Raw genomic sequence first — 25,259 nt, forward strand, 5'->3', positions numbered from 1 at the left:
ACGGTCGGTTTCGGTCGTGGTGGTGTTTTTCCGAAGAGGGAGCTTCATGTCCGATACAGACATCCAGGTCGTGAGCAGTTCGTGGGCCGGCATCCAGCGCGTTGCCACCATCCCCAAGCCGCCGGAATTCTTCGAGGGCCGCAAGGGCTACGAACCCGGGTTCTTCGGCGACGACAACCGCGTGGAATTGCCATCGATGGGCGATGCCATCGACAGGGGCGACATCGCAACGCTCGACGACGGCTCCTTCGAGCTCAAGTACCAGCACTTCAGCACGGTGCAATGCATCTCGCGGCGCGTGCCGCTTTACTCGGCGTGCAACATCGACGGCTCGAAGTCGAAGAACGTGCCGCGCCACGACACCTGGAACTACGACGGCCGCATCAAGAAGGAATATCAAATGCTGCGCGAGGCCTACGGGCCCGGGCAGGATCAGAAGTTCTCCCGTGGCCACATGACGCGAAGGCAGGACCCGAACTGGGGCTCGCTGGCCACGGCGCAGCGCGCCAACATCGACACCTTCTTCGCCACCAATGCCTGCCCCCAATGGCAGCCGTTCAACGACGGGCTGTGGGGCGACCTGGAGGACTACATCCTGGGCAACGCGCAGGGCGACGACAAGCGCATCAGCGTATTCACCGGGCCCATCCTCCGAGCGGACGACCCGGAGCGGTTCGGTATCCGGATTCCGCGGGATTTCTGGAAGGTGGTTGCCTTCATCAGCGAGGCGACGGGCGAGCTGAGCGCCATCGCCTACCTGATGAGCCAGGGCACCTACCTCGACTCGGGCGTGGCGCGCGACCTGGAAGATTTCGGCACCTCGCAGCGTCCGCTCGCCTTCGTCGAAGCGGAGACCGGGCTCCGCTTCGAAAGCCTCGAGGGGCGCGACGTGCTCGACGGCGTGGACCTCGCGTTCGTCCAGCCCATCCGGCGCTTTACCGACACGAAGCTGCCGGCTTGAGCGGAGGGCGCGCTCAGGCGCGCAGGGATTCGATCAGGTCGATGTATTTCTGCTTGGCCTCGTCGCTGCTCGCACCCTTCTGGGCGGTCCAGGCGTCCCACTTGGCACGCGCGACGATGTCGCTGAAACTGGGCTTCTTGGCGGTGTTGTCGCCTTCGGTGGCCTGCTTGAAGAGGCCGTAGATCTTCAGCAGCGTCGGGTTGTCGGGGCGCTCGGCCAAGAGCTTGGAGTTGGCCTGGGCGGCTTCGAATTGGGCGTTGAGGTCGGACATGGCGGTGGGAAGAAGATGAGTCGAAACGGCAATCTTAATAACCGGGAGCGCGGGGAACATTCATGAAGAAGACATCCGCACTCTGGTGTGCCGCGCTGCTGCAGCTTCTGCTGCTGGCCGCGACGAGCGCGCATGGCGCCTTGCGCGAGGAGCAGCTCGACGTGCCGGTGCAGGTCAGCGACATCCACGGCAAGCGCGTCGAGCAGTCCATCCGGGTGACGGTCTTCTCGGACGACGCGAACCCGGTGCCGGCCCCGCTGGTCGTCCTCAACCACGGCCGGGCGGCAGAGGCCGCGGAGCGCGCGGCCATGGGGCGCGCGCGCTATTCGGTGGCGTCGCGCTTCTTCGTGGCGCAGGGCTTCGTCGTCGCCGTGCCGACCCGCATCGGCTACGGCGTGACCGGCGGCGAAGACGTGGAGGCCAGCGGCCAGTGCGGCTCCCGGCGCTACGCACCGGCCTACGAAGCGGGGCTGGCACAGACGCTGCGGGTGCTCCAGGTGATGCGCGCGAGGCCCGATGTCGATCCGGCGCGCGCCGTCATCGTCGGCCAGTCGTTCGGCGGAACCATCGCCATCGCGGCGGCCGCCCAAAACCCGGCGGGCGTGGTGGCGGCCATCAACTTCGCGGGCGGCGGTGGCGGCAATCCGAAGACCCAGCCGCAGCGCCCGTGCTCGCCAGAGGCGCTGGAGCGGCTGTTCGGCCAGTACGGCAAGACGGCGCACATGCCGACACTGTGGATCTACACCGAGAACGACCAGTACTTCGGGCCCACCTATCCGCAGGAGTGGTTCAAGGCCTTCAGGGAGGCGGGCGGCAAGGGCGAATTCACGCAGTTCCCGCCGTATGGCGAGGACGGGCACGCGCTGTTCTCGCGCTATCCCGAGGTGTGGCAGCCGCGGGTGCGGGTGTTCCTGGAGCAGGTCGGGCTGATGCGCCAGAGGCGGTGATCGATGCGATGCGGACTTCTCAGTCCGACAGGCCGGCCCGAGCCAACTCCACGTCGAGCCGCTCCCGCGCATCGGCCGGCGTCATCGCCGCGGCCTTTTCATAGAGCTGGGTGGCCTCGGCCATGCGCGAGTCGCCGTGCAGCATCAGGAGGGCGCGGGCGTATTCCATCATTCCGGCGGGCGAATGCGGGTGCAGTTCGAGCCCGCGCTCGAACAGCTCCACCGACGTCTCCGCGCGCACGCCGTAGGTCATGCGGCCGACCAGCGCGCCCACCTTGTCGATCACCTCGGCATGGAACGCGGCCAGCGCGAGGTGCGCGTCGGCGTGCGCCGGCTGCAGCGCGATCACATGCTCCAGCGCGCCCTTGAGCTTGGTGCCGAGGCCCTGGGCCAGCGCGCGCGCCACGCTGATGCCCTGGCTGTAGCGGCCCAGCGCATAGGCCTGCCAGTAGAGCGCCTGGCAGTTGTCGGGCTCGGCGGCGGCCTGCGCACTGGCGCGCTCGATCACCTGGCGGAACATCGCGAGCCGGGTGGCCTCGCGCGGCTCGAGGTAGTTGGCGTAGATGGCGGTGGCCTGGTTGGCGAGCACCAGGCCTTCGGAGCCGTGCAGCAGGCCGATGGCGGCGGCGCGTTCGAATTCGCCGCTGTGGTACAGCGCCCAGCCTTCGGCCAGCGGCGCGTCGGGGTCGGGCGGCGGCAGGTGGTGGCCGGCGTGCAGGCGCGGCCAGTGCGGCAGCACGCTGCGCGCATCGAAGCGCGGCACGTCGGCGTAGGGAAGGGGCGTCCAGGGTTCCGCGTTCGCGGCGACCGGGCCGGCGGACATCAGCGAGAGCGGTTTGAAATCGGGGTGGGGCATGTGTTGAACAAGGCCCTAGGCCGCCATGTCGACAGTGGGAACCACGTGGTGCGTGGCATCTTCGCCGTTGTAGGCATTGCTCAGTGTCAGCAGATGCCGCCGTTGTTCGCGTCCGAGATAGGGCGCGAGCAGGTGCAGGGTGTGGTGGCCCCCGCGCATCAGCGCGCCCTGCGCATGCGCGGGCTCGAGCGCCTCGCGCGGGTTGCGCACGTACTCGTAGCTCAGCCAGTAGGTGAGCACCACGACCATGCTCTGGGCCAGCGGATCGATCTCGTGCGCGTCGATGTCCAGGTGGCCGGCGCGGCCGAGGCCGGAAATCAGCTGGCGGATCGCGCGGGTCTTGTTCTTGAGCACCAGCTGGAACTGCGTCTCCAGGTGCCGGTTCTTGCTCAGCAGGTCGTTCAGGTCACGGTAGAGGAAGCGGTAGCGCCAGATCAGCTCGAACAGCGTGTGCATGAAGAACCATGCGTCCTCCACGTCGTGCACGCCTTCGCTCGCATGCAGCAGCTCGTTGAGCTCGGCCTCGTAGCCCTGGTAGAGCGTGTTGATCAGCTCTTCCTTGGCGGGGTAGTGGTAGTAGAGGTTGCCGGGGCTGATGTTGAGCTCGCCCGCGATCAGCGTGGTCGAGACGTTCGGTTCCCCGAAGCGGTTGAACAGGTCCAATGCGGCTTCGAGGATGCGTTGCGCTGTGCGGCGTGGCGCCTTCTTTGCCATGTCGGTGCCCCCGGTGTGTCTCTTGGTCTTGGGAACACTCTAGCGTATGTGCACTGCACCATGAACGGTGCGGGACATGTTTTGCGGCGCTGATTTTTTGTGCAGCGCCGCAATTCAGGCGAGGTCAGCCGGCCTTGGTGCGGCGCAGCGTCTTCTTCGCGGCGGGGGCGGGTGCCGCGGCTTTGCGCGCGGTGGTCTTGCGGCTGGTTGCGGCGGCCTTCGCGCTGCCTTTCAACTGCGCTTCGAGGGCCTCGACGCGCGCCTGCAGCGCGGCCATGTCGGCGGCCGAAGGGACACCGAGTTTTTCGAGGGCGCGCGCCACGCGCTCTTCAAAGATGTTCTCCAGCTTGCCCCACTGGCCCGCGGCCTTGGTGCCGAACTCGCTGGCGAAGCCGGCCATGCGCTGCTGGGCCTGGGCGAGGGTTTCTTCGGCGGCCGCCTGGGTCTTCTTCTGCATGCCGGCGCCGTCCTTGACCAGCGCCTCGAATGCCTTGCTGCCTTCCTGCTGCATCTTGGCGAAGGCGCCGAGGCCGGCCAGCCAGATCTGCTGGGCGGAATCCTTGATGCGGTCGGAGGATTTGTCGTTGCCGTTGTTGCTGTCGTCGTCTTGAGTCGCCATGGCGAAGTAGTCCTTTGAAAACTTGTCGCCTGACTCTAGCCGCTGGGCATCGCTCCCGTTAGAGCTTCGCCTCTACGACGATGACGGTGGCTACGGCGTGGCGCCGGCTGCGCGGCTGGCATCGAGATGCGCCTTCGCGCGCTCGGCCAGTGCCATTTCGCCGGGCGTGCCGGGCACGAAGGCTTCCACCGGGAGCGGCCGGCCGTGCGAATCGACCGAGACGAAGACGATCAGGCACTCGGTGGTCTTTTCCATCGAGCCGCCCTTCATGTCGCCGCTGCGCACCTCCACCGAGATGTTCATGCTGGTGGTGCCGGTGTAGGCGAGGCGGGCTTCGACCTCGACGAGGTCGCCGATCATGATCGGCCGGTGAAAGCGGATGCTGCCGATGAAGGCGGTGACGCAGTAGCGCTTGGCCCAGCTGGTCGCGCAGGCGTAGCCGGCCTCGTCGATCCACTTCATGACCGTGCCGCCGTGGACCTTGCCGCCGAAGTTGACGGTGTTGGGTTCGGCCAGAAATCGCAGGGTGATCGAGGACATGGGGCGCCTTATAGGGGTGGCTGTGGGTGGGGAGCCGCGATTATGCGAGCGGGCGCCCGCTTCCGGCCGCGCCGCCTGTCGTCCCGGCACGCACGCTCAGCTGCCGCTGAAGAGCTGGGCCAGCGTGCGCCGCAGCCACGCGTTGCCCGGGTCGGCATGGAAGCGCTCGTGCCAGTGCTGCTTGACCGCATAGTCCGGCAGCGCGAAGGGCAGCTCCAGCAGCTTCACCGGCTCCTGCGTGGCCAGCACCTTGCCCAGGATGCGCGGCACCACGACGAGCAGCTCGGTGTGCGCCACGATCCGGGCCACGCTCAAAAAGCTTGACAGCCGCACCACCACATCGCGCTTGAGGCCCAGCCGCGCGATGGTCGTGTCGACGATGGCATGCCCCGTGCCCGACGTGGACACCACCGCATGCGCCTCCGCCTCGAAGCGCTTGCGCGTGAGCCTGGCGCCGATGCGCGGATGGTTCTGTGCCGCGAGGCACACGAAGTTCTGCATGAACAGCGTCTGCTGGTAGAAGCCCGCGTCCAGCTGCGGCATGAAGCCCACGGCGAGGTCGACCTCGCCGTCCTGCAGGCGGCGGCCGCTGTTGGTGGAGATGATCTCGGTCTCGATGTGCACCCCCGGCGCCACGTGCCGCAGGTGGTCGAGGAGGCCGGGCAGCAGCACCACCTCGCTGATGTCGGTCATGCAGATGCGAAAGCGCCGCTGCGCCCCGGCGGGCTCGAAGCTGCTGCGGTTGCCCTGCGCCTGCGCCAGTTGGGTCAGCACTTCGCGCAGGTTCGGGTAGATGCGCTCGGCGTGCGGCGTGGGCTGCATCCCCTGCGCGGTGCGGGTGAAGAGGCGATCGTCGAAGTGCGCACGCAGCTTGTTGAGCGCGGTGCTGGCCGCGGCCTGCGCCATGCCCAGCCGCTCGGCCGCCTTGGAGACGTTGCCGGTCTTGTAGACCTCGTCGAACACGGCGAGCCATTCGAGATCGAGCTTGGACATGGTGTTCTCCGGGCTTCTTGGCTTAGGGCGAAAGACACCATTATCGAAATTTTCAATTCCGTGTATTGGCTGCCGGTCTTGAGGAAATAGTGGGGCGGCTCAACAATGCCGCAACGGAGACAACCACGCATGAATCCCGCTTCCCAGAGCCCCGCCAAGAGCCCCGCAAAAAGCGCCCCGGCCAACGCCGCCGAACGCAGCGACTACTACGCCCGCATCCGCCCCCTGAACCTCACCCCGCTGTGGGAATCGCTGCACGCCCTGGTGCCGCGCGAGCCGCAGACGCCGTGCGTGCCAGCGCTCTGGCGCTACGACGAGATTCGCCCGCTGCTGATGGAGTCGGCCGATCTCATCACCGCCGAGGAGGCCGTGCGCCGCGTGCTGGTGCTCGAGAACCCGGCGCTGCCCGGCAATTCGTCGATCACGCAGTCGATCTACGCGGGGCTGCAGCTCATCATGCCGGGCGAGGTGGCACCGTCGCACCGCCATGTGCAGTCGGCGCTGCGCTTCATCGTCGACGGCAAGGGCGCCTACACCACGGTGGGCGGCGAGCGCACCACCATGTACCCGGGCGACTTCATCATCACGCCCTCGTGGGCCTGGCACGACCATGGCAACGAAGGCATCGAAGGTGTGAGCGAGCCGGTGGTGTGGCTCGACGGGCTCGACATTCCGATGCTGCGCTTCTTCGACGCCGGCTTTGCCGAGAACGACGACGCCAAGGTGCAGCATGTCGCGCGCCCCGAGGGCCACAGCCTCGCGCGCTTCGGCCACAACATGGTGCCGGTGCGGCACGACCACGTGTCGGCCACCTCGCCGATCTTCAACTACCCGTATGCGCGCAGCCGCGAGGCTCTCGCGCAACTGCAGAAGCAGGAAGCGCCCGATGCGTGGCTGGGCCACAAGCTGCGCTACATCAACCCGCTGACGGGCGGCTCGCCGATGCCGACGATCTCGACCAACCTGCAGCTTTGCCCCAAGGGCTTCACCGGCAAGACGCACCGCGCGACCGACGGTGCCGTGTACAGCGTGGTCGAAGGCCACGGCATCGCCGAGATCGCGGGCCAGCGCTTCGAGTTCGGACCGCGCGACACCTTCGTCGTGCCGTCGTGGGCGCCGCTGCGGCTTTTGTCGCCGGTCGATGACGTGGTGCTCTTCAGTTTTTCCGACCGGCCCGTGCAGCAGGCCATGGGCATCCTGCGCGAAGCCTTTCTCGAAGACGCCTGAACGGCGGCCGACCTCTTTTCATTTCATCGTTTGACCGTGTGCCGTTTCGTGCGGCAGGAACCCTCCATGTCCTTCGTCTTCACGCCTCCTTCCATCGTCGGCCTGCCCGTCGTCGACTCCGACAAGCTGTTCCCCGTGCGCCGCGTCTACTGCGTCGGCCGCAACTACGCAGCGCACGCCCGCGAGATGGGGTTCGACCCCGACCGCGAACCGCCGTTCTTCTTCTGCAAGCCCAACGACGACGCCTCGGTGGTGCCCGTGGCAGAAGGCCAGACCGGCACGATCCCGTATCCGCCCCTCACCAGCAACTACCACTACGAAGCCGAGCTCGTGGTTGCCATCGGCAAGGGCGGCAAGGACATCCCGGTGGACCAGGCTTCGAGCCACATCCACAGCTACGCCGTCGGCCTCGACATGACGCGCCGCGACCTGCAAATGAAGATGCGCGAAGCCGGCCGCCCCTGGGAAATCGGCAAGGCCTTCGACTTCTCGGCGCCCATCGCGCCGCTGCGCACGCTCGCCGACGTGGGCGAGATCAACGCCGGCGCGATCACGCTCACGGTCGATGGCGAGGTGCGCCAGAACAGCGACATCACGCACCTGATCTGGTCGGTCAACGAAGTGATCGCCAATCTCTCGACGCTCTTCACGCTGCAGCCCGGCGACCTGATCTTCACCGGCACGCCCGAAGGCGTGGGTGCGGTGAAGGCCGGCCAGACGATCAAGGTGAGCATCGAGCGGCTGCCTTCGCTCACCGTTCGCATCGACTGATTTCACCGAAGCGCAGAGGCCACGCGATGAGCACATCTCCCAAGAAGAATCCGCCCAGCGTGCTGCTCGTCGGCGGCGGCATCGGCGGCATGGCCGCGGCGCTCGCGCTCGCGCGCCTCGGTGTTTCCATCGACCTGCTCGAACAGAGCGCGGCCATCGGCGAGATCGGCGCAGGCCTGCAGCTCGGCCCCAACGCCTTCGCTGCGCTCGACGCGCTGGGCGTCGGCGAGGCGGTGCGCCGGGGCTCGGTCTTCACGGACCGGCTGGTGATGATGGATGCGGTCGATTGCGGCGAAGTGGCCTCGGTGCCGGTCGGCGAAGCCTTCCGCGCGCGCTTCAGGAATCCGTATGCGGTGAGCCACCGCGCCGACCTGCATGGCGCGATCCACGAAGCGGTGAAGCAGCATCCGCTGATCCGCTTCCACACCTCGGCGCAGGTCGAATCGATCGTTAGCGGTGCGCACGGTGTCACCGCGGTCACGCGCGACGGCCGGCGCTTCCAGGCCGATGCCATCGTGGGCTGCGACGGCGTGAAGTCGGTGGTGCGCGCCAAGCTCATCGGCGATGCGCCGCGCGTCTCGGGCCACGTCGTGTACCGCGCGGTCGTGCCCGCATCCGACATGCCGGCCGACCTGCGCTGGAACGCGCCCGTCGTCTGGGCCGGCCCCAACTGCCACCTGGTGCACTACCCGCTGCGCCATGGCGAGCAATACAACCTCGTCGTCACCTTCCACAGCCGCGACGAAGAAGAGTGGGGCGTCACCGACGGCAGCAAGGAAGAAGTGCTCTCGTACTTCGAGGGCGTGCACGCGCGCCCGCGCCAGTTGCTCGACCGGCCCACCTCGTGGCGCCGCTGGAGCACCGTCGACCGCGATCCGGTCGATCGCTGGAGCGAGGGGCCCGCCACGCTCTTGGGCGATGCGGCGCATCCGATGATGCAGTACCTCGCGCAGGGCGCCTGCATGGCGCTCGAGGACGCGGTGACGCTGGGCGCGGCGGTCGAGGCCTGCGATTTCGACATGACCGCCGCGTTCAAGCTGTACGAAGCCGCACGCGTCGCCCGCACGGCGCGCGTGGTGCTGTCGGTGCGCGAGATGGGTCGCCTGTATCACGCGAAGGGCGTCGAGCGGCTGGTGCGCAACAGCCTCTGGATCGGCCGGACGCCGGAGCGTTTCTACGATGCCGTCGAGTGGCTCTATGCGTGGCGGCCGGAGCACTGTCTGGACGATGCGCCGGCCTCGCTGCGCCCCGCTGCGATCGAACTCTCCTTGCATTGAAACGAGTTTCTTCCATCATCCCCATACGAGGCCGAAGGCCCAGGAGACAAGCACCATGAATTTCTCGCGCGCATTGCTGACGGGCGCCCTCGCCTTCACCGTTACCGTCGCCACCACCGGCGCACTGGCGCAGGCCAGCGACTTCCCGAACAGGCCCGTGACGCTGGTCACGCCCTTCGCCGCCGGCAGCGGCCCCGACGCGGTGCTGCGCCTCGTGTCCGACAAGCTCTCGCGCCTGTGGAACCAGCGCGTGGTGATCGACAACAAGCCCGGGGGCGGTGGCTTCATCGCCATTGACCAGGCCCGCCGCGCCGCGCCCGACGGCTACACGCTGCTGCAGCTGGACAGCGAGCACGTCGCCGCGCTGCCGCACCTCTACAAGTCGAAGAACTTCGTGACGCTGCAGCACTTCGACCCGGTGGCCTCGCTGTTCCGCACGCCTTTCTTCGTGGCCGTGGGCACCGATTCGAAGTGGAAGACCATGGGCGATCTCATCGCCGCCGCCAAGGCCGAGCCCGAAGGCGTGGTGTACGGCTCGTGGGGCGTCGGGAGCCCGGGCCACCTGGGCGCGCAGCAGTTGGAGGCGCTCACCGGCATCCGCATGCGGCATGCGCCGTACCGCGAGGTGTCGCAGCTGTATTCCAACGTGGGCACGGGCGAAGTGCCGTGGGCCTTCGCGAGCATTCCGTCGAGCCAGGGCATCTACAAGGCCGGCAAGCTGCGCTACATCGCTGTCGCGGCGCCCAAGCGCATTCCGCAGATGCCCGACGTGCCGACCATGGCCGAGGCGGGCGGGCCGGCCTCGCTCGAAGTCAACTCCTTCGTCTCGCTGCTCGCGCCCAAGGGCGTGCCGGCGGCGGTGAAGGCAAAGATCAACGCCGATGTCGCCAAGGTCATCGCCGACCCCGAGATTCGTGCGCGCTTCGACACCTTCGCCTTCGAGCCGCTGGCGTGGTCGCCCGAGGAGATCCAGCGCAACGCCGAGGCCAAGTCGAAGGTGTACGGTGAACTGGTGCGCAGGGGCAACATCAGCCTCGAGTAGCGGCTGGCCTGCCTTCCCAGGGGTGTGGCCCGCAGTTAAGCTGCCCCTCTTTGCTTTTTTTGACAAATTTTTCACGTTCTTTTCGCCCATGCAAGCCCCCAAAAGAGCCCTCCTGATCGCCTGCGGCCTGGCCGCCGCCGCCGCCCTGCTGCCGCTCGCCGCCCACGCACAGGCCGCCGACTGGCCGACCAAACCCATCCGCCTGCTCGTGGGCTTTCCGGGCGGCTCCACCCCCGACATCGCGGCGCGCACCATCGCCGAGCCGCTGGGCAAGGCGCTGGGCCAGCCGATCGTGGTGGACAACAAGGCCGGCGCCTCGGGCAACATCGCGGCCGACCAGGTGGCCAAGGCCACCGACGACCACACGCTGGGCCTGGTCATCAACGGCAATCTCACCTCGTCGAAGATGCTGTACCCCAAGCTGCCTTACGACCCTGTCAAGGACTTCACGTATCTCTCGCTGATCGCGACGGCGCCGCTGGTGCTGGTGGCGCAGAACAACCTGCCCTCGGGCACCGCCTTCTTCGACGCCGCGCGTCAGGCCGGCGACAAGTGGAACTACGGCTCGGTGGGCATCGGCTCGGTGGGCCACCTCGGCATGGAACTGCTCAAGAGCCGCGTGGCCGGCTTCAAGCCCGAGCACGTGCCCTACCAGGGCAACCCGCAGGTCATCACCGCCATGCTGGGCGACCAGGTGCAGATGGGCCTGATCCCGCCGGGCGTGGCCATGCCCCAGGTGCGCGCCGGCAAGCTCAAGGCGATCGGCCTCACCGGCGGACGCAGCGCGCTGGTGCCCGAGCTGCCGCCGCTGTCCGAAGCCGGCGTGAAGGACTTCAGCCTCGAGGTGTGGGTGGCGCTGCTCGGTCCGGCCAATCTCTCGAAGTCTGCGCAGGCGCGCATCAGCCGCGAACTCGAGGTCGTCATGAAGAACCCCGAGGTCCGCCGCAAGCTCTTCGAGCAGGGCTGGCAGGCCGTGGGCACCTCGCCGGACGGCATGCGCACCCGCGTGACGGAAGAGGCCGCGATCATGACCAAGATCATTTCCACCCGCGGCATCAAGCTCCAGTGATGGCAGCCCAGCAGAAGACCCTGACCGAACCGGCACGCGAACTGCCGGTCTTCGGCGAATACGACGTGGTGGTGGTCGGCGGCGGCCCGGCCGGCATCGCGGCCGCCGTGAGCGCCGCGCGCCACGGCGCCAACACCCTGCTGGTGGAGCGCTACGGCTTCCTCGGCGGCATGGGCACCGCGGGCGGCGTGACCAACTTCGCCGGCCTCTACGGCAAGCGCAACGGAGAGATGACGCTGCTGGTGCGCGGCGTGGCCGACGACCTGCTCGCACGCATCGGCGCACTCGGCGGCCTCAACAAGCCGCAGGACGGCATGCAGGGCCGCATCCGCGTGCGCTCCTACGACACCTCGGCCTACAAGATCGCGGCCGACCAGTTGCTGCTCGATGCGGGTGTGAACCTGCTGTTCCATGCGTGGGCGGCGGCGGTGATCCGCGACGGCGACCGCATCGCGGCGCTCGTGGTCGAGACCAAGTCGGGACGGCAGGCGATCCGCGCCAACGCCTTCATCGACGCCAGCGGCGACGCCGACGTGGCCGCCTTCGCGGGCGTGCCCTTCGAGGTGGGCGACGGGCACGGCAGCGGCCTTTTCCCGACCACCATGTTCCGCGTCGGCCAGGTCGATGCCGAACCCGCGCTTGCGGCCGTGGGCGAGTTCAAGGCCATCAACGACCTGATGGCCGAGGTGCAGCAGCAGAAGCCCGGCACCTACAAATTTCCGCGCGAAGGCGCGATCCTGCGGCCCAACATCGACCCGCGCGAATGGCGCGCCAACGTCACGCAGATTCGCAACGCGGCCGGCCGCGCGATGAACGGCGTCGATGCGCGCGAACTCACCGAGGGCGAGCTCGAAGGCCGTCGCCAGATCGCCGAGTACTTCAAGTTCATGAAGGCCGAGGTGCCGGGTTTCGCGCATTCGGCCATCGTGGAGATCGCGCCGCAGGTCGGCATCCGCGAAACGCGCCGCATCGAAGGCCTCTATGCGCTCGCGGGCGAAGACATCCTCTCGTCGGCCAGGTTCGACGACAGCATCGGCATCAATGCCTGGCCGATGGAAATGCATGCCGACGGCCGCATCGAATGGGCCTTTCCGCGCGACGACAACCGCACCTACAACCAGCTGCCCTGGCGCATGCTGGTGCCGCGCACGGTCGACAACCTGTTGGTGGCCGGCCGCTGCGCCGCGATGACGCACGAAGGCCAGTCGGCCGCGCGCGCGAGCGGCGGTTGTTTCGTGATGGGGCAGGCGGCGGGCACGGCGGCGGCATCGCTGGGCAGCGCGAATTTTGCGGATGTCGATGTGCCGGCGCTGCAGAAGAAGCTGGTCGCCGACGGCGCCGACCTCGACCGCTGAAGCCACCGAATCCACGGTATGGCGCTAGAGTCCGGGGCTTGATGAACTCCAACCCCGGACGAAAAGTGCACCTCCTTTCGTTTTCGACCCCAGCGCGTCGTCTCTTCCTCGCCCTTTCCTGCGCCGCGCTCGGCCTCATGCAATGGGGCTGCGCCAGCACCCCCGAAGGCGAACCCGTCCACGGCAAGGACGAAGTGGTGAGCTTCCTCGCCGCCAAGGACGGCCGCAAGGTCGTCGTTGCAGCCGAGAAATATCACTACGTGTTCGACGGCGACCCGTCCGTGGCCGCGCTGCTGCGCTGGAGCGGACGCACCAAGGTCACGCCCAGCCTCAACGGCGAACTCAAGGTGGCGCGCAACAACAGCTTCGAAGGGTCGTACACGCTCGTCGCCTTCGATGCCGACCTGACGCCCGAAGACCGCACCTTCCTCATCCAGACCGGTTTTGCCAAGACCGACATGAAATACGGCGACCGCACCGGCCCGGCGCTGCGCTACTTCGGCACCGTCTACGGCACGCGCTACGCGGCCGCGCCGCTCAAGCCGGCCGACACGCTCGACTTCTCCCGTTCGTTCCTCGTCAGGTACGTCGAGCAGGAAACCGCCACCGGCTCCGCGGCGCAACCCGCCCCGTCGCCGCTGATCTACGACGACGGCGGCAAGCTGCTGGTGGGCGGCGTGCCCATGTTCATCGTGCAAGGCGGCACCGACTACCGCTGCCGGGCGCGCTTCATGGACATCTGCTTCTACAAATAGCGGCAGCGCACTTGAGAGGCTGAGAGGCAATCCGACATGACCGCTCATCCCCCGCAAACGGCCCCACTCTGCGTTGCAAATGCTCGTCATAGCCCGAGCTATGACTGCGCTTTGCGCCTTGATTGGGACCGTTTGCGGGGGCTGCTCGATCACGCCGAATTGCCTCTCAGCCTCTGACCGGGCCGCGACAGCTCGCCGGCCCGTCCTTTGCTATGGTCGAAGGCTGCTTTTTTCCTGCACTGACGACTGCCCCTTGCCGATGACCACCGATCCCGCCACCGCCGCCCGCCTCGTCGACGAACTCGTCGCCCTCATGCAGCTCGAACCGCTCGGCGGCGACTGCTTTCGAGCCCAGAGCGAAGACATCGGCACCCCGGCCGTCTTCGGCGGCCAGGTGCTCGGCCAGTCGCTCGCGGCCGCGAGCCTCACGGTCGGTGCCGACCGGCCGGTGCATTCGATGCACGCCTACTTCCTGCTGCCGGGCGAGCACGCGCCCATCGAATACAGCGTCGACCGCGTGCGCGACGGCCGCAGCTTCACCACCCGCCACGTGGTGGCGCGCCAGGGGGAGCGGATCATCTTCGAGATGTCGGCGTCGTTCCAGACGGTGGACGACGGTGTCGAACACCAGCTCGCGATGCCCGCCGTCGAAGGCCCCGAAGGCCTGGTGAGTGAACTCGACCAGCGCCGCGCCCTCGGCGACCGCCTGCCCGAGCGCTGGCGCATCAAGGGCCTGGAGCCGCACGGCATCGAATACCGCCGCGTCGAGGCCGATGACCTGCTCACGCCCATCGTGCGGCCGTCGGAAAGTGCGATCTGGATGCGCGCCATCGCGCCGCTGCCCGACGATCCGGTCGTGCACCGCGCGCTGCTCGCCTACGCCTCCGACCACGGCTTGTTGCGCGCCGCGATGCTGCCGCACGGCCTGAGCTTCATGAGCGGCCAAGTGCGCCCCGCGAGCCTGGACCACGCGATGTGGTTCCACCGCGATTTCCGCATGGACGACTGGCTGCTCTACGTGCTCGATTCGCCCAGCGCGAGCGGTGCGCGGGGACTGTGCCGCGGCAGCCTGTTCACGCGCGACGGCCGGCTCGTGGCCTCGACCGCGCAAGAGGGCATGCTGCGTATCGTGCGCTAAGAAGACAGACCCGCAACCCAAGGACACACTGAATGAAGATCTTCCACTCGCCCGCTTCGCCGTTCGTGCGCAAGTGCATGGTCGTCGCGCACGAACTCGGCATTGCCGACCGCATCGAGAAGCTGCCGAGCGCGGCCGGCCCGGTGAAGCGCGACACGACCATCCTCCCGAAGAACCCGCTCGGCCAGGTGCCGACTTTCCTGTGCGACGACGGGCAGGTGCTGTACGACAGCCGCGTGATCTGCGAATACCTCGACGCTACGCATTCGGGTTCGCTGTTTCCCGCCGATGGCACGCAACGCTGGGCCCGTCTCACCGAACTGGCCCTCGCCGACGGCATGACAGCCGCCGCACTGCTCGCGCGCTACGAAACCATGCTGCGCCCCGAAGCCCTGCGTTGGAACGACTGGACCGAGGGCCAGCTCGCGAAGGTGCGCACCGGTCTTGAATGGCTCGAAACGGCGGCACCGTCGTTCGGCGACCGCGTCGATATCGGAACCATCGCCTTTGGTTGCACGCTGGGCTACATGGACTTCCGGTTTCCGTCGGTCGATTGGCGCGGCGAGGCGCCGAACACGGCGAAGTGGTTCGAGGTGTTCAATCAGCGGGCCTCGATGCAGGCGACGCTGCCGGCTGTCGCCTGAGTCCGTTCAGGGCGGCACTCGCGCCGACGGTGGGCCCTGTTTCGCGAATGTCCCCCGCCTTCGGCTCCTCCTTGATTTCGCGAAACAGAGCCCACCATCAGCGCGAGCGCTTTCAGACCAGTAGTTGATCGGCGGTTCACCCAGAGCGTGCCCAAGTGCGCAGGGCATCGGGTGCTCCCCGCAGCGAAATGAATGCGAAGGGACTTCTCGCTTCATGGTCACGGCATCGAGTGCCAAGATTGATTTGCGAAGTCAATCTGAAACCTTTTGAAGGAGAAGCCCCATGAACGAGATTACCCGAGTTGGTGTCGATCTGGCAAAGAGCGTCATCCAGGTCTACGCGGTGAACGGCGCTGGGCTGCGCGTGACCGGGCGCGCATTGAGACGCGACAAGTTCCTGGCCTGGTGCGTGCAACTTCCCGCGGGTTGCCTGGTCGCCATGGAGGCCAGCTCCAGCGCCCATCACTGGGGACGCAAGCTGCTCGCCCTGGGGCTGGATGCGCGCATCATCGCCGCGCAACATGTCCTGCCCTATCGGCTGCAGGGCAGGAGCGGCAAGAACGACGCCAACGATGCCGCCGCGATCTGCGAGGCCGCTTCGCGCCCGCAGATGCACTTCGTGCCCATCAAGAGCGTGGAGCAGCAGAGCATGCTGTGCATTCACCGCCTGCGCGAGGGCTTCAAGGCAGAGCGCACTGCCTGCATCAACCGCATCCGGGGCCTGCTGGCGGAGTTCGGGGTGGTGTTCGCTCAAAGCCCCGAGGCGTTGCGCCAGGCGCTGCCCGACGCGATGGAGGATGCTACCAACGAGATGAGCGGCATGGTCCGGCAGGCGCTGCAGATGGCCTACGAGCACTGGCAGGAACTGGACGCGCACATGCACCAGTGCGACGAACGAATCGCCGCGCATGGCAAGGCCAGTGAGCAGGTGCGCCAGGCCGAGCAGTTGTTGGGCGTGGGTCCGGTCACCGCATCCGCCGTGGTGGCCACGGTGGGCGACTTCAAGCAATTCAAGAACGCTGCGCAGTTCGGCGCCTGGCTGGGCCTGACGCCCCGACAGAACTCCAGCGGCGGCAAGAACAACCTGGGGCGCATCACCAAACGAGGCGACTCGTACCTGCGCACGCTGCTGATCCAGGGGGCCAAGTCGATAGTGCTGACGGCGCACAAGCGCGACGATCCGATCTCGCGCTGGGCGCAGGCCTTGCGCGAGCGCTCCGGCTGGCAGAAGGCGGTGGTGGCACTGGCCAACAAGAACGCGCGCATCCTGTGGGCCGTGTTCGCACGGGGCCGGGCCTTCGATGCGCATCACGTGAGCACCAAGCCTGCGGGCGCCATCGCGGTGGTCATTGCAGCGTAGTGCGATCCACTTGAACAAGCTCGGTTGTTTATTTGTTTGCCAGACGTGAGTTCCAAGATGCAATGAACAGGTCAGACCGGCAGCGGGCAAGCTCGACTCCTCCTTGGTGATGCCGATTGAGGTGGGCATCACGAGAAATGAATGGAGCCCCGCTGAGCGGTTCGTATCTGGGTCCGCACGGCCACGAGCCGGTGCAACAAGACCGTCGGTAGATGTGCTGTCTGTTCCTCGTTCCCTTGCGCCTTGATCCTCATCGCCTTGCAGGCAATACAGCTTGGCAAGAAAACATCCTTGACTGGGTGAGAAGTCCCGGTACAAGGGGGAGGGCGAAGCCCGGAGGACATTCGCGGAGGGGAGTACCCGGTGGCCTGTGCACCCGCCCAGAATCCTTGGCTAAATGCACCTCTCGCCCGAAACGAAAAAGGAAACCCGCATGTCTTCTGAAGCACCAAAGAAAGTAGCCATCGTCACCGCCGGCGGCAGCGGCATGGGCGCCGCCGCAGCCCGCAAGCTCGCGGAGGACGGCTTCCGCGTCGCCATCCTCTCGTCGTCGGGCAAGGGCGAAGCGCTTGCCCAAGAGCTTGGTGGCATCGGCGTGACCGGCTCGAATCAGTCGAACGACGACATCAAGCGCCTGGTCGACAAGGTGACGGACACATGGGGCCGCGTCGACGTGCTGGTCAACAGCGCGGGCCACGGCCCCCGCGCACCGATCCTCGAGATCTCCGACGAAGACTGGCACCGCGGCATGGACGTCTACCTGCTGAGTGCGGTGCGCCCCAGCCGCCTCGTGGCGCCGCTGATGGTGAAGCAGGGCGGCGGCTCGATCATCAACATCTCCACCTTCGCGGCGTTCGAGCCCGACCCGGTGTTCCCGACTTCCGGCGTGTTCCGTGCCGGCCTCGCGGCCTTCACCAAGCTCTTTGCCGACAAGTACGCCGCCGACAACGTGCGCATGAACAACGTGCTGCCCGGCTTCATCGACAGCCTGCCCGAGAAGGAAGTGTTCCGCGAGCGCATCCCGATGGGTCGCTATGGCAAGAGCAGCGAGATCGCGGCCACCATCGGTTTTCTCGCTTCGGAAGGCGCGGGCTATATCACCGGGCAGAACCTGCGCGTGGACGGCGGCATCACGCGCTCGGTGTGAAGGCATAGGGCGGGCCGCTCTCTACAATCGCGCCCCATGTGTCCGAGGATGCCCCGCTTCCCCATTCGCCGCCGGCAGTCCGGCTGCTCGCGGCCTACGCCTCCTTGACGATCGCGCAGTGACGCGCTGTGGCTTCGGCCACGGCGACACCTGAGGCCGCAGCGCCGGCCTCTCTTCCTTCTGCCCCTTGTCCCGCATCGCCTCGCCGGCGCATGCGGGCTGCTTTCCTCTTTCCATGTCCTCCTCCCACAGCCGCCTGCGCACCGAGTGGTGCCCGAGCATTCCGCGCGAACTGATGGCCGGCGCGGTCGCCACCTTCGCGCTCATTCCCGAAGTCATCGCTTTCTCTTTTGTCGCGGGTGTCGATCCGGCCGTCGGGCTGTTCGCATCGTTCGTGATCAGCCTTGTCATCGCCTTCACCGGCGGGCGCCCGGCCATGGTGTCGGCCGCTGCGGGCTCGGTCGCGCTCGTGGCCGCGCCGCTGGTGCATGCGCATGGGCTGCAGTACTTGTTGGCGGCCGGCGTGCTCGCGGGCGCGATGCAGATCGTGTTCGGCCTGCTGCGCCTGGGCGTGCTGATGCGCTTCGTCTCGACCTCGGTGCGCACGGGCTTCGTCAACGCGCTCGCCATCCTGATCTTCGCGGCGCAGATGCCGCACTTCATCGGCGCTAATACGGCCACCTGGGCGATGGTGGGGCTCGGTCTTGCGGTCATCTACCTGCTGCCGCGCATCACACGCGCCGTGCCTTCGCCGCTGGTGTGCATCGTGGTGGTGACGCTGGTCGGCCACTGGCTCGACCTGCCGCTCAAGACCGTGGCGGACCTCGGGCACCTGCCCGATGCGCTGCCCGCGTTCGCCTTCCCCTCGGTGCCGTTCACGCTCGACACGCTGCGCATCATCGCGCTGCCCGCCTTCGCCATCGCGATGGTCGGCCTGCTCGAATCGATGATGACCGCGAGCGTGGTGGACGAGCTCACCGACACGCCGAGTTCCAAGAACCGCGAGTGCAGCGGCCTGGGCGTGGCGAACGTGGCGGCCAGCTTCTTCGGCGGCATCGCGGGCTGCGGAATGATCGGCCAGACGGTGAGCAACGTGCGCTACGGCGGGCGCGGCCGGCTTTCGACGCTCTTCGCGGGTGCCTTCCTGCTGATCCTCATGGTGCTGCTCAAGCCGTGGGTGTCGCAGGTGCCGGTGGCCGCGCTGGTCGCGATCATGGTGATGGTGTCGGCATCGACCTTCGACTGGGGGTCGCTGCGCACGCTGGTGCGCCACCCGCGCATGTCGAGCGCGGTGATGCTCGCGACGGTGGCGGTCACCGTCGCCACCGACAACCTGGCCGCGGGCGTGGCCGTCGGCGTGCTGCTGAGCGGCGTGTTCTTCACCTTCAAGGTGGCGCGGCTGCTGCACGTGCATGCCGAAGTGGGCGAAGAGGGCTTGCGCACTTACCGCATCACGGGCCAGGTGTTCTTCGCGTCGGCCGACATGCTGGTGGATGCCTTCGACGTGCGCGAGATCGACGGGGCGCCCGTGCACATCGACGTGTCGAATGCGCATTTCTGGGACGTCACCGCCGTGGCTGCGCTGACCAAGGTGGTCGAGCGGCTGCGCAAGCACGGCAGCGTGGTGGACGTGACGGGGCTCAACCAGGCCAGCCGCGACCTGATCCTGCAGCTCGACGCCGCGCCCGAGTAACGCTGGGTGTAGTGCTTGGGTCCTAGGTAGTTTTCCCCGTGAACGGGTGCTGTCCTGGACCTAGCCTTTCCGGTTTCGCTGGATGTCCGGCGAAGCGGAAAGGCGCCCATGGAAATTCCCGCCCCGGTGTTGAAGAACATGGATCGCACCATCCAGTCCTACGAAGAGTCCGCCCGTGAATACAACGCGATCGTGGCGGGCCACCGACCGCCCGAGATCGTGGACGCGCTGCGCCGGATGATGCAACTCGTGCCCGCAGGCGGCACGGTGCTGGAGATCGGTTCCGGATCGGGGCAGGACGCGGACTTCATCGAGTCCCTGGGTGGGGTCGTCAGGCGCACCGATGCGGCGCAGGCGTTTCTCGACCTGCAGGCCGAGCGCGGCAAGAAGGGCGAGTTGCTCAACGTCGTCACGGATGCGTTGGGCGGGCCCTACAGCGCGATCCTTGCGATAGCCGTGCTGATCCATGTCGATCGTGAGCAGGTTGCGCCCGTTCTCAGCAAAGTGTTCGACGCGCTCGAGCCCGGCGGGGTCTTCCTCGCGGGCATGCGCATCGGCGAAGGCGAGACCAGCGGCGACTACCAGACCGTCTACTGGGCGAAAGACCGGTTCGCCGAAGCGCTCGAAGCGGCGGGCCTGCGCCTGCAATGGGACACGCAGTGGATCGGTCGCAAGGACGTGCGGTGGGCTGGCTTCCTCGCGTGCCGTCCGCCCGAGTGAAGGCGGCCTACACGCCCAGGTAGCGCGTCCAGAGCGACCGGTCGGCGTCGAGCGCGGCCGAGTCGCCCCGCCACACCACGCGTCCGCGTTCGAGGATCACATGCCGGTCGGCCAGCGGCAGCAGGCGCTGCACGTACTTGTCGACCACCAGGATCGCTTCGCCCTCGGACTTGAGCGTGGCGATGCAATGCCAGATCTCCTCGCGGATCACCGGGGCCAGGCCCTCGGTGGCTTCGTCGAGGATCAACAGGCGCGGGTGCGTCGAAAGCGCGCGCGCAATCGCCAGCATCTGCTGCTCGCCGCCCGAGAGCTGGTTGCCCGCGTTGGCCTTGCGTTCCGCCAGGCGCGGAAACAGGCCGTACAGCGCCTCGACCGTCCAGCGCGGCGCGCTGCCGGGGCGCGGCCGTGCGAAGGCGCGCAGGTGCTCGTCGACGCTGAGGTTCGGGAACACATGCCGCCCCTCGGGCACGATGGCCACGCCGCGCCGCGCGATGGCATCGGGCTTGTGGCCGCCGATGGCCGCGCCGCCGAACTGCACGTCGCCGCGCATCGGCGAGAGCGTGCCGGTCAGCACCTTCAGCAGCGTGCTCTTGCCCATGCCGTTGCGGCCCAGCAGCGCGAGCACTTCGCCCGCGCCGATCGTGAGGTCGATGCCGAAGAGCACTTGGCTCGCGCCGTAGCCGGCCTCGATGGACTTTGCCTCGAGCAAAGTCTTCGTTGTCGTCGCCGTGCTCATGCGTGTCCTTCTGCTTCCGTACCGAGGTACACCGCCTGCACATCGGGATGCCCGCGCACTTCGTCGGCCGTACCGCTCATCAGCACGCGGCCTTGCACCAGCACCGTAAGCCGGTTGGCGAGGCGAAACACCGCGTCCATGTCGTGTTCGATCAGGAGGATGGCCATCGATTCGCGCAGCGATTCGATCAGCTCCACCATGCGCGCCGATTCGTCCGGGCCCATGCCCGCCATCGGCTCGTCGAGCAGCAGCAGCTTGGGTTCGGCCGCGAGCGCGAGCGCCACGTCGAGCGCGCGCTGCGCACCGTGCGGCAGCGTGCCCGCGATGCGGTCGCGCTCGCCGCCGAGGCCTACGCGGTCGGCCAGCGCGATGGCGCGCTGCACCAGGTCGCGCTCGGTCGCGCGCGGCGCCATGAAGCGCAGGCTGCTGCCCGCGTGCGCCTGCGCCGCGAGCATCAGGTTGTCGTGCACGGTCTCCTTGGCGAACACGCGCGTCACCTGGAAGCAGCGCGACATGCCGGCCGCCACGCGCTGGTGGTCGCGCAGCTTCGTGATGTCGATCTCGTCGAGCAGGATGCGGCCCGCGTCGGCCTTGAGCAGGCCGGTGATCAGGTTCACCAGCGTGGTCTTGCCCGCGCCGTTGGGGCCGATCAGCGCATGCACCTCGCCGCGTTCGACGGTGAGGCTCACATGGTCGGTCGCCAGCAGGCCGCCGAAGCGCTTGACCAATCCTTCGATTCTGAAAAGGCTCATGGTGTTGCCTTGGTGAGTGGCGCCGCACGATGGCGGCGCGCGAGTGCTGCCAGTCCCTTGGGTGCCCACAGCGCGACGGCGATCAAAAGCAGGCCCAGCGGCATGTGCCAGTGCTCGGTGTGCTGCTTCAGGAACTCTTCGAGCAGCAGCCACACGATGGCGCCCACCGGCCCGCCCCAGCTGCGGCCGAGCCCGCCGATCACCACCATCACCAGCAGCGTGGCCGATTGCGTCCAGTGCATCGTCGCGGGACTGACGAAGCCGTTGCCGCCTGCAAGAAGCGCACCCGCGAGCCCGGCGATGGCGCCGGCGATCGCGAAGGCCACCAGCTGCAGCCGGAACACCGGGTAGCCCAGTGCGCGCATGCGCGTCTCGTTGTCGCGGATGCCCATGAGTGCATGGCCGAAGCGCGATTGCGTCGCGCGGTGCAGCCACCAGAGCGCGAGCGCCACGATGACCAGCACGACCCAGTAGAAGTTCGATTCGTTGCCGAGGTCGAGCCCGGGCAAGAGCGTCGGCCGGCTCATAAGCGTGTAGCCGTCGTCGCCGCCATAGCGGCGCAGCGACACCACCACGAAGTACAGCATCTGCGCGAAGGCCAGCGTGGTCATGATGAAGTAGACGCCGCGCGTGCGCAGCGCCACCGTGCCGATCAGCGCGGCGACGATGCCGGCCACCAGCGCGGCCAGCGGCCACATCACCCACGCCGACATCACGCCCGCATCGCTGAGCGCCACCACCGTGTACGCGCCCATGCCGATGAAGCCCGCATGCCCGAGCGCCACCATGCCGCCGAAGCCGAGGATGAAGTTGAGGCTCGCCGCGGCCAGCGCGACGATGAGCACGCGGCGCACGAAGCCGATGTAGAAGTCGAGCCCGAACAAGGGCGCGACCAGCGGAAACGCCGCAAGCAGCAGAAAGACCAGCCCGAGGCCGATGGAGCGTGAGGAGAGCTTCATGCGCGCGCCGAAAAGAGTCCGGAGGGCCGGAAGATCAGAACAATCACCATCAGCGCGTACATCGCGACTTCGGCGAAGAGCGGCCCGAGGTCGGCGGCCGTGGCGGGCGGCAGCGTGGCGCGCAGCAGCATCGGCACGAACGCGCGGCCGATGGTGTCGACCACGCCCACCAGCAGGGCGGCCACGAAGGCACCGCGCACCGAACCGATGCCGCCGATCACCAGCACCACCAGCGCCGGGATCAGGATGGCCTCGCCCATGCCGACCTGCACCGCGACGATGGGCCCCATCAGCGCGCCTGCCAGTGCGGCGAGTGCCGCGCCGAGCAGGAACACGCCGTTGAAGATGCGGCCCACGCGCACGCCCATCAGCTCGGCCATCGGCCGGTCGGATGCGCCCGCGCGCACCCGCATGCCGATGCGCGTGTGGTTCACCAGAAGGTAGAGCGCGAGCGCCACCAGCAGACCGCCGATGAGGATCACGAGGCGGTAGGCCGGGTAGGGCAGGCCCTCCATCAGGTTGACCGGACCCGAGAGCGCGGCGGGCGTCGGCGCCATCACCGGCGAGGGGCCCCAGGCCATCGTCACGATGTCGTCGGCCACCAGGATCACGCCGAAGGTGGCGAGCACCTGCGCGAGGTGATCGCGGGTGTAGAGGCGGCGCATCAGCAGCACTTCGAGCAGCAGCGCCACCACGACGGTGACCGCCACCGCGATCACGATGGCGGCGGTGAACGAGCCGGTTCGTGTGTGCGCCTCGGCCGCCACGTACGCGCCCGACATGAACAGCGAACCGTGCGCGAGGTTCAGCACGTCCATGATGCCGAACACCAGCGTGAGGCCCGCGGCGAGCAGGAACAGCATCAGGCCGTAGCCCAGGCCGTTGAGCAGCTGCTCGAGAACAAGAATTCCACTCATAGGATGAAGAGCGTTGCCCGTGGTTTCATTCGAGAAACACCGAGGAACCGGCTTGCCGGGCCTCAGGTGTTGCCCCCGGTGGGGGAAGGAGAAGCGGACACGAAGTGCCGCGCGGTCCTGGGGCGAGCCTTACTTCAAGGGGCACTTGTCGGCGTAGCTGTCGCCGTAGTTCGTCAGCACGGTGTTGATCAGCTTGTTCGTGACCTTGCCCTGCGCATCCTTGCCGATCACGCGCAGGTAGAAGTTCTCGATGGGGTAATGGTTGTTCGCGTACTTGAACGCGCCGCGCGTGGAGGCGTAGTTGGCCTTCTTCAGCGCTGCGACCACGGCTTCGCGGTTCTGTGCGTTGCCGCCCGATTGCTTCACGGCCGCGTCCATCGCGAGGATCGCGTCATAGGCCTGCGCCGCGTACACCGACGGGTAGCGGCCGTTGTATTCCTTGCGGAACGCGGCCACGAACGCCTTGTTGGCGGGGTTGTCCAGGTCGTGCGCCCAGTGCGAGGTGTTGAAGAGGCCAAGCATCGGCTCGCCGACGGCGCCGATCACGTCCTCGTCGGCCGAGAAGCCGCTGGTGACCAGCGTGATGTCCTTCGACAGACCCGCGCCCACGAACTGCTTGATGAAGTTGATGCCCATCGCGCCGGGCAAGAAGAAGTAGATCGAGTCGGGCTTGGCCGCGCGCAGCTGCGCGAGCTCGGCGGCGTAGTCGATCTGGCCGAGCTTGGTGTAGAGCTCGTCGGCCACCTGGCCCTTGAACTGGCGCTTGAAGCCGCCCAGTGCATCCTTGCCGGCGGGGTAGTTGGGGGCGATGAGCACGGTCTTCTTGAAGCCGCGGTCTTGTGCGAACTTGCCTGCGGCCTCGTGGAACTGGTCGTTCTGGTAGGCGGTGCCGAAGAAATACGCATTGCACTGTGCGCCCGCGAACTGGCTCGGGCCGGCGTTGGCCGAGAGGTACGGCACCTTGGCGTTGAAGAGCGTGGGGCCCACGGCCAGCGCCACGTTGGAGCCGATGGGGCCGCTGAAGATGTCGATCTTGTCGCGCTGGATCATGCGGTCGACCAGCTGCTTGGCCTGGTCGGGGCTGCCGGCCATGTCGGCCTGCACGAATTCGACGTCCTGCCCGCCGAGCTTGCCGTTCAGTTGCTTGATGCCGAGCGCGAAACCGTCGCGCGCCTCGGCGCCCAATGCCGCGAAAGGCCCCGAGATGTCGAGGGCCAAACCCACCTTCACGGGGGCGGCCATGGCCGAAGCCGCGGTACCAAGGGCTGCGCCGCAGAGCAGCAACGAGACGAGGGTGCGCGGCAGCGCGGGCGACTTCGGGGACAGGTGGCTCATGGGTTCTCCGAGGGAGGAAGGATGAAACGATGCACCGGCACCGCGTCATGCAGCACCGGCAACATCGAACCGTTGATGGCTAAATACTTTAGCCGTAAACGATTTAGTGTCAACGGTGCTAGCACGAATGGTGCCAATGAAACGTGTCACTTCCTGGTGCGGAGGCCCCGTTTCCGGGGCTCCTGAACCGTGTTCAGCCGAAGGGGTTGGCGGTCGCAAACCAGAGGCCGATGCCGGTGGCGATGATGAACGCGCCGTCGGTCACGCCCGCGATCAGGAAGAACTTGGTCTGCAGCACGTCGACCATCTCGGGCTGGCGTGCGGTGCTCTCCAGGAACTTCTGGCCGACCAGTCCGATGCCCAGGCACGAGCCGAGCGCTGCGATGCCGATCAGCAGGGCGACTGCGAGGGGAAGGATATTGAAGCCGGCCATGGTGTTTTCTCCTGGTGGTTGGTTGATC

The 25,259-nt window shown here is 67.4% G+C and carries 27 protein-coding genes; 15 read left to right on the forward strand and 12 right to left on the reverse strand.

What is annotated here, in order from left to right; genetic code table 11:
• The first annotated feature begins 46 nt into the window (after positions 1-46).
• Positions 47-961 (forward strand): DNA/RNA non-specific endonuclease, encoded by a 915-nt coding sequence (locus QFZ83_RS30560; protein ID WP_306881063.1) that lies wholly within the window; start codon positions 47-49, stop codon positions 959-961.
• 13 nt (positions 962-974) lie between these two features.
• Here QFZ83_RS30560 and QFZ83_RS30565 read toward each other — a convergent pair whose 3' ends face one another.
• On the reverse strand, positions 975-1,232 hold the full coding sequence (locus QFZ83_RS30565; protein ID WP_306881064.1) for an acyl-CoA-binding protein: 258 nt from the start codon (positions 1,230-1,232) through the stop codon (positions 975-977).
• Positions 1,233-1,294: 62 nt separating this feature from the next.
• Here QFZ83_RS30565 and QFZ83_RS30570 point away from each other — a divergent pair, with 62 nt between their 5' ends.
• A complete protein-coding gene (locus QFZ83_RS30570; protein ID WP_307512115.1) occupies positions 1,295-2,179 on the forward strand; it encodes a dienelactone hydrolase family protein in 885 nt (294 codons plus the stop codon).
• Between the two features lie 19 nt (positions 2,180-2,198).
• Here QFZ83_RS30570 and QFZ83_RS30575 read toward each other — a convergent pair whose 3' ends face one another.
• The 5 genes from QFZ83_RS30575 to QFZ83_RS30595 form a co-directional block, all read right to left on the reverse strand.
• Entirely contained in the window at positions 2,199-3,035 is an 837-nt protein-coding gene (locus QFZ83_RS30575; RefSeq protein ID WP_306881066.1) for a hypothetical protein, read from the reverse strand.
• Positions 3,036-3,050: 15 nt separating this feature from the next.
• Positions 3,051-3,749: a TetR/AcrR family transcriptional regulator gene (locus tag QFZ83_RS30580; protein ID WP_306881067.1), complete on the reverse strand. Its 699-nt coding sequence runs from the start codon at positions 3,747-3,749 to the stop codon at positions 3,051-3,053.
• 124 nt (positions 3,750-3,873) lie between these two features.
• Complete coding sequence (locus QFZ83_RS30585; RefSeq protein ID WP_306881068.1) at positions 3,874-4,368, reverse strand: phasin family protein; 495 nt, start codon at positions 4,366-4,368, stop codon at positions 3,874-3,876.
• Positions 4,369-4,458: 90 nt separating this feature from the next.
• Positions 4,459-4,908: an acyl-CoA thioesterase gene (locus QFZ83_RS30590; protein WP_307512116.1), complete on the reverse strand. Its 450-nt coding sequence runs from the start codon at positions 4,906-4,908 to the stop codon at positions 4,459-4,461.
• A 96-nt stretch (positions 4,909-5,004) separates the two neighbouring features.
• The gene (locus tag QFZ83_RS30595; protein WP_307512117.1) at positions 5,005-5,901 is read right to left on the reverse strand and encodes a LysR family transcriptional regulator; all 897 of its coding nucleotides are present in this window, start codon (positions 5,899-5,901) and stop codon (positions 5,005-5,007) included.
• A 129-nt stretch (positions 5,902-6,030) separates the two neighbouring features.
• Between QFZ83_RS30595 and gtdA the strand changes: the two genes are divergently transcribed.
• From gtdA to QFZ83_RS30660, 13 genes are all read left to right on the forward strand, one after another.
• Positions 6,031-7,128 (forward strand): gentisate 1,2-dioxygenase, encoded by a 1,098-nt coding sequence (gene gtdA, locus QFZ83_RS30600; protein ID WP_307512119.1) that lies wholly within the window; start codon positions 6,031-6,033, stop codon positions 7,126-7,128.
• A 66-nt stretch (positions 7,129-7,194) separates the two neighbouring features.
• Positions 7,195-7,899 carry a fumarylacetoacetate hydrolase family protein gene (locus tag QFZ83_RS30605; protein WP_307512120.1) on the forward strand — a complete coding sequence of 235 codons (705 nt, stop codon included), beginning with the start codon at positions 7,195-7,197 and terminating at the stop codon, positions 7,897-7,899.
• A gap of 26 nt (positions 7,900-7,925) precedes the next feature.
• A complete protein-coding gene (locus tag QFZ83_RS30610; protein ID WP_307512121.1) occupies positions 7,926-9,176 on the forward strand; it encodes a 3-hydroxybenzoate 6-monooxygenase in 1,251 nt (416 codons plus the stop codon).
• 55 nt (positions 9,177-9,231) lie between these two features.
• Complete coding sequence (locus QFZ83_RS30615) at positions 9,232-10,218, forward strand: tripartite tricarboxylate transporter substrate binding protein (RefSeq protein WP_307512122.1); 987 nt, start codon at positions 9,232-9,234, stop codon at positions 10,216-10,218.
• A gap of 88 nt (positions 10,219-10,306) precedes the next feature.
• On the forward strand, positions 10,307-11,287 hold the full coding sequence (locus QFZ83_RS30620; RefSeq protein ID WP_307512123.1) for a tripartite tricarboxylate transporter substrate binding protein: 981 nt from the start codon (positions 10,307-10,309) through the stop codon (positions 11,285-11,287).
• A complete protein-coding gene (locus QFZ83_RS30625; RefSeq protein ID WP_307512125.1) occupies positions 11,287-12,642 on the forward strand; it encodes an FAD-dependent oxidoreductase in 1,356 nt (451 codons plus the stop codon). Before QFZ83_RS30620 ends, QFZ83_RS30625 begins: the two co-directional genes overlap by 1 nt.
• Positions 12,643-12,779: 137 nt before the next feature.
• Positions 12,780-13,397, forward strand: coding sequence for a hypothetical protein (locus tag QFZ83_RS30630; RefSeq protein WP_307512127.1), 618 nt, complete (start codon positions 12,780-12,782; stop codon positions 13,395-13,397).
• Between the two features lie 259 nt (positions 13,398-13,656).
• The gene (locus QFZ83_RS30635) at positions 13,657-14,535 is read left to right on the forward strand and encodes an acyl-CoA thioesterase II (protein WP_306881076.1); all 879 of its coding nucleotides are present in this window, start codon (positions 13,657-13,659) and stop codon (positions 14,533-14,535) included.
• A gap of 32 nt (positions 14,536-14,567) precedes the next feature.
• Entirely contained in the window at positions 14,568-15,179 is a 612-nt protein-coding gene (locus QFZ83_RS30640; RefSeq protein ID WP_307512128.1) for a glutathione S-transferase, read from the forward strand.
• A gap of 283 nt (positions 15,180-15,462) precedes the next feature.
• Complete coding sequence (locus tag QFZ83_RS30645; protein ID WP_306883359.1) at positions 15,463-16,539, forward strand: IS110 family transposase; 1,077 nt, start codon at positions 15,463-15,465, stop codon at positions 16,537-16,539.
• 433 nt (positions 16,540-16,972) lie between these two features.
• Entirely contained in the window at positions 16,973-17,686 is a 714-nt protein-coding gene (locus QFZ83_RS30650) for an SDR family oxidoreductase (RefSeq protein WP_306881078.1), read from the forward strand.
• Between the two features lie 235 nt (positions 17,687-17,921).
• Entirely contained in the window at positions 17,922-19,379 is a 1,458-nt protein-coding gene (locus QFZ83_RS30655) for a SulP family inorganic anion transporter (protein WP_306881079.1), read from the forward strand.
• 108 nt (positions 19,380-19,487) lie between these two features.
• Positions 19,488-20,099, forward strand: a complete 612-nt coding sequence (locus tag QFZ83_RS30660) for a class I SAM-dependent methyltransferase (protein WP_307512131.1) — start codon at positions 19,488-19,490, stop codon at positions 20,097-20,099.
• A 7-nt stretch (positions 20,100-20,106) separates the two neighbouring features.
• On the opposite strand, the gene QFZ83_RS30665 is transcribed toward QFZ83_RS30660, so the two are convergent.
• The 6 genes from QFZ83_RS30665 to atpE all read right to left on the reverse strand — a co-directional run bounded on the left by QFZ83_RS30665 (position 20,107) and on the right by atpE (position 25,231).
• Positions 20,107-20,835, reverse strand: coding sequence for an ABC transporter ATP-binding protein (locus tag QFZ83_RS30665; protein ID WP_306881081.1), 729 nt, complete (start codon positions 20,833-20,835; stop codon positions 20,107-20,109).
• Positions 20,832-21,587, reverse strand: a complete 756-nt coding sequence (locus QFZ83_RS30670) for an ABC transporter ATP-binding protein (protein ID WP_013538850.1) — start codon at positions 21,585-21,587, stop codon at positions 20,832-20,834. The genes QFZ83_RS30665 and QFZ83_RS30670 overlap by 4 nt, the downstream gene beginning before the upstream one ends.
• Positions 21,584-22,546, reverse strand: coding sequence for a branched-chain amino acid ABC transporter permease (locus QFZ83_RS30675; protein WP_306881082.1), 963 nt, complete (start codon positions 22,544-22,546; stop codon positions 21,584-21,586). The genes QFZ83_RS30670 and QFZ83_RS30675 overlap by 4 nt, the downstream gene beginning before the upstream one ends.
• Positions 22,543-23,463: a branched-chain amino acid ABC transporter permease gene (locus QFZ83_RS30680; protein WP_306881083.1), complete on the reverse strand. Its 921-nt coding sequence runs from the start codon at positions 23,461-23,463 to the stop codon at positions 22,543-22,545. The genes QFZ83_RS30675 and QFZ83_RS30680 overlap by 4 nt, the downstream gene beginning before the upstream one ends.
• Positions 23,464-23,592: 129 nt before the next feature.
• Positions 23,593-24,798, reverse strand: coding sequence for an ABC transporter substrate-binding protein (locus QFZ83_RS30685; RefSeq protein WP_013538853.1), 1,206 nt, complete (start codon positions 24,796-24,798; stop codon positions 23,593-23,595).
• A 193-nt stretch (positions 24,799-24,991) separates the two neighbouring features.
• Complete coding sequence (gene atpE / locus QFZ83_RS30690; protein WP_306881084.1) at positions 24,992-25,231, reverse strand: F0F1 ATP synthase subunit C; 240 nt, start codon at positions 25,229-25,231, stop codon at positions 24,992-24,994.
• Positions 25,232-25,259: the final 28 nt, after the last annotated feature.

Source organism: Variovorax sp. W1I1 (assembly GCF_030815625.1).
Classification (GTDB): Bacteria; Pseudomonadota; Gammaproteobacteria; order Burkholderiales; family Burkholderiaceae_C; genus Variovorax; species Variovorax paradoxus_C.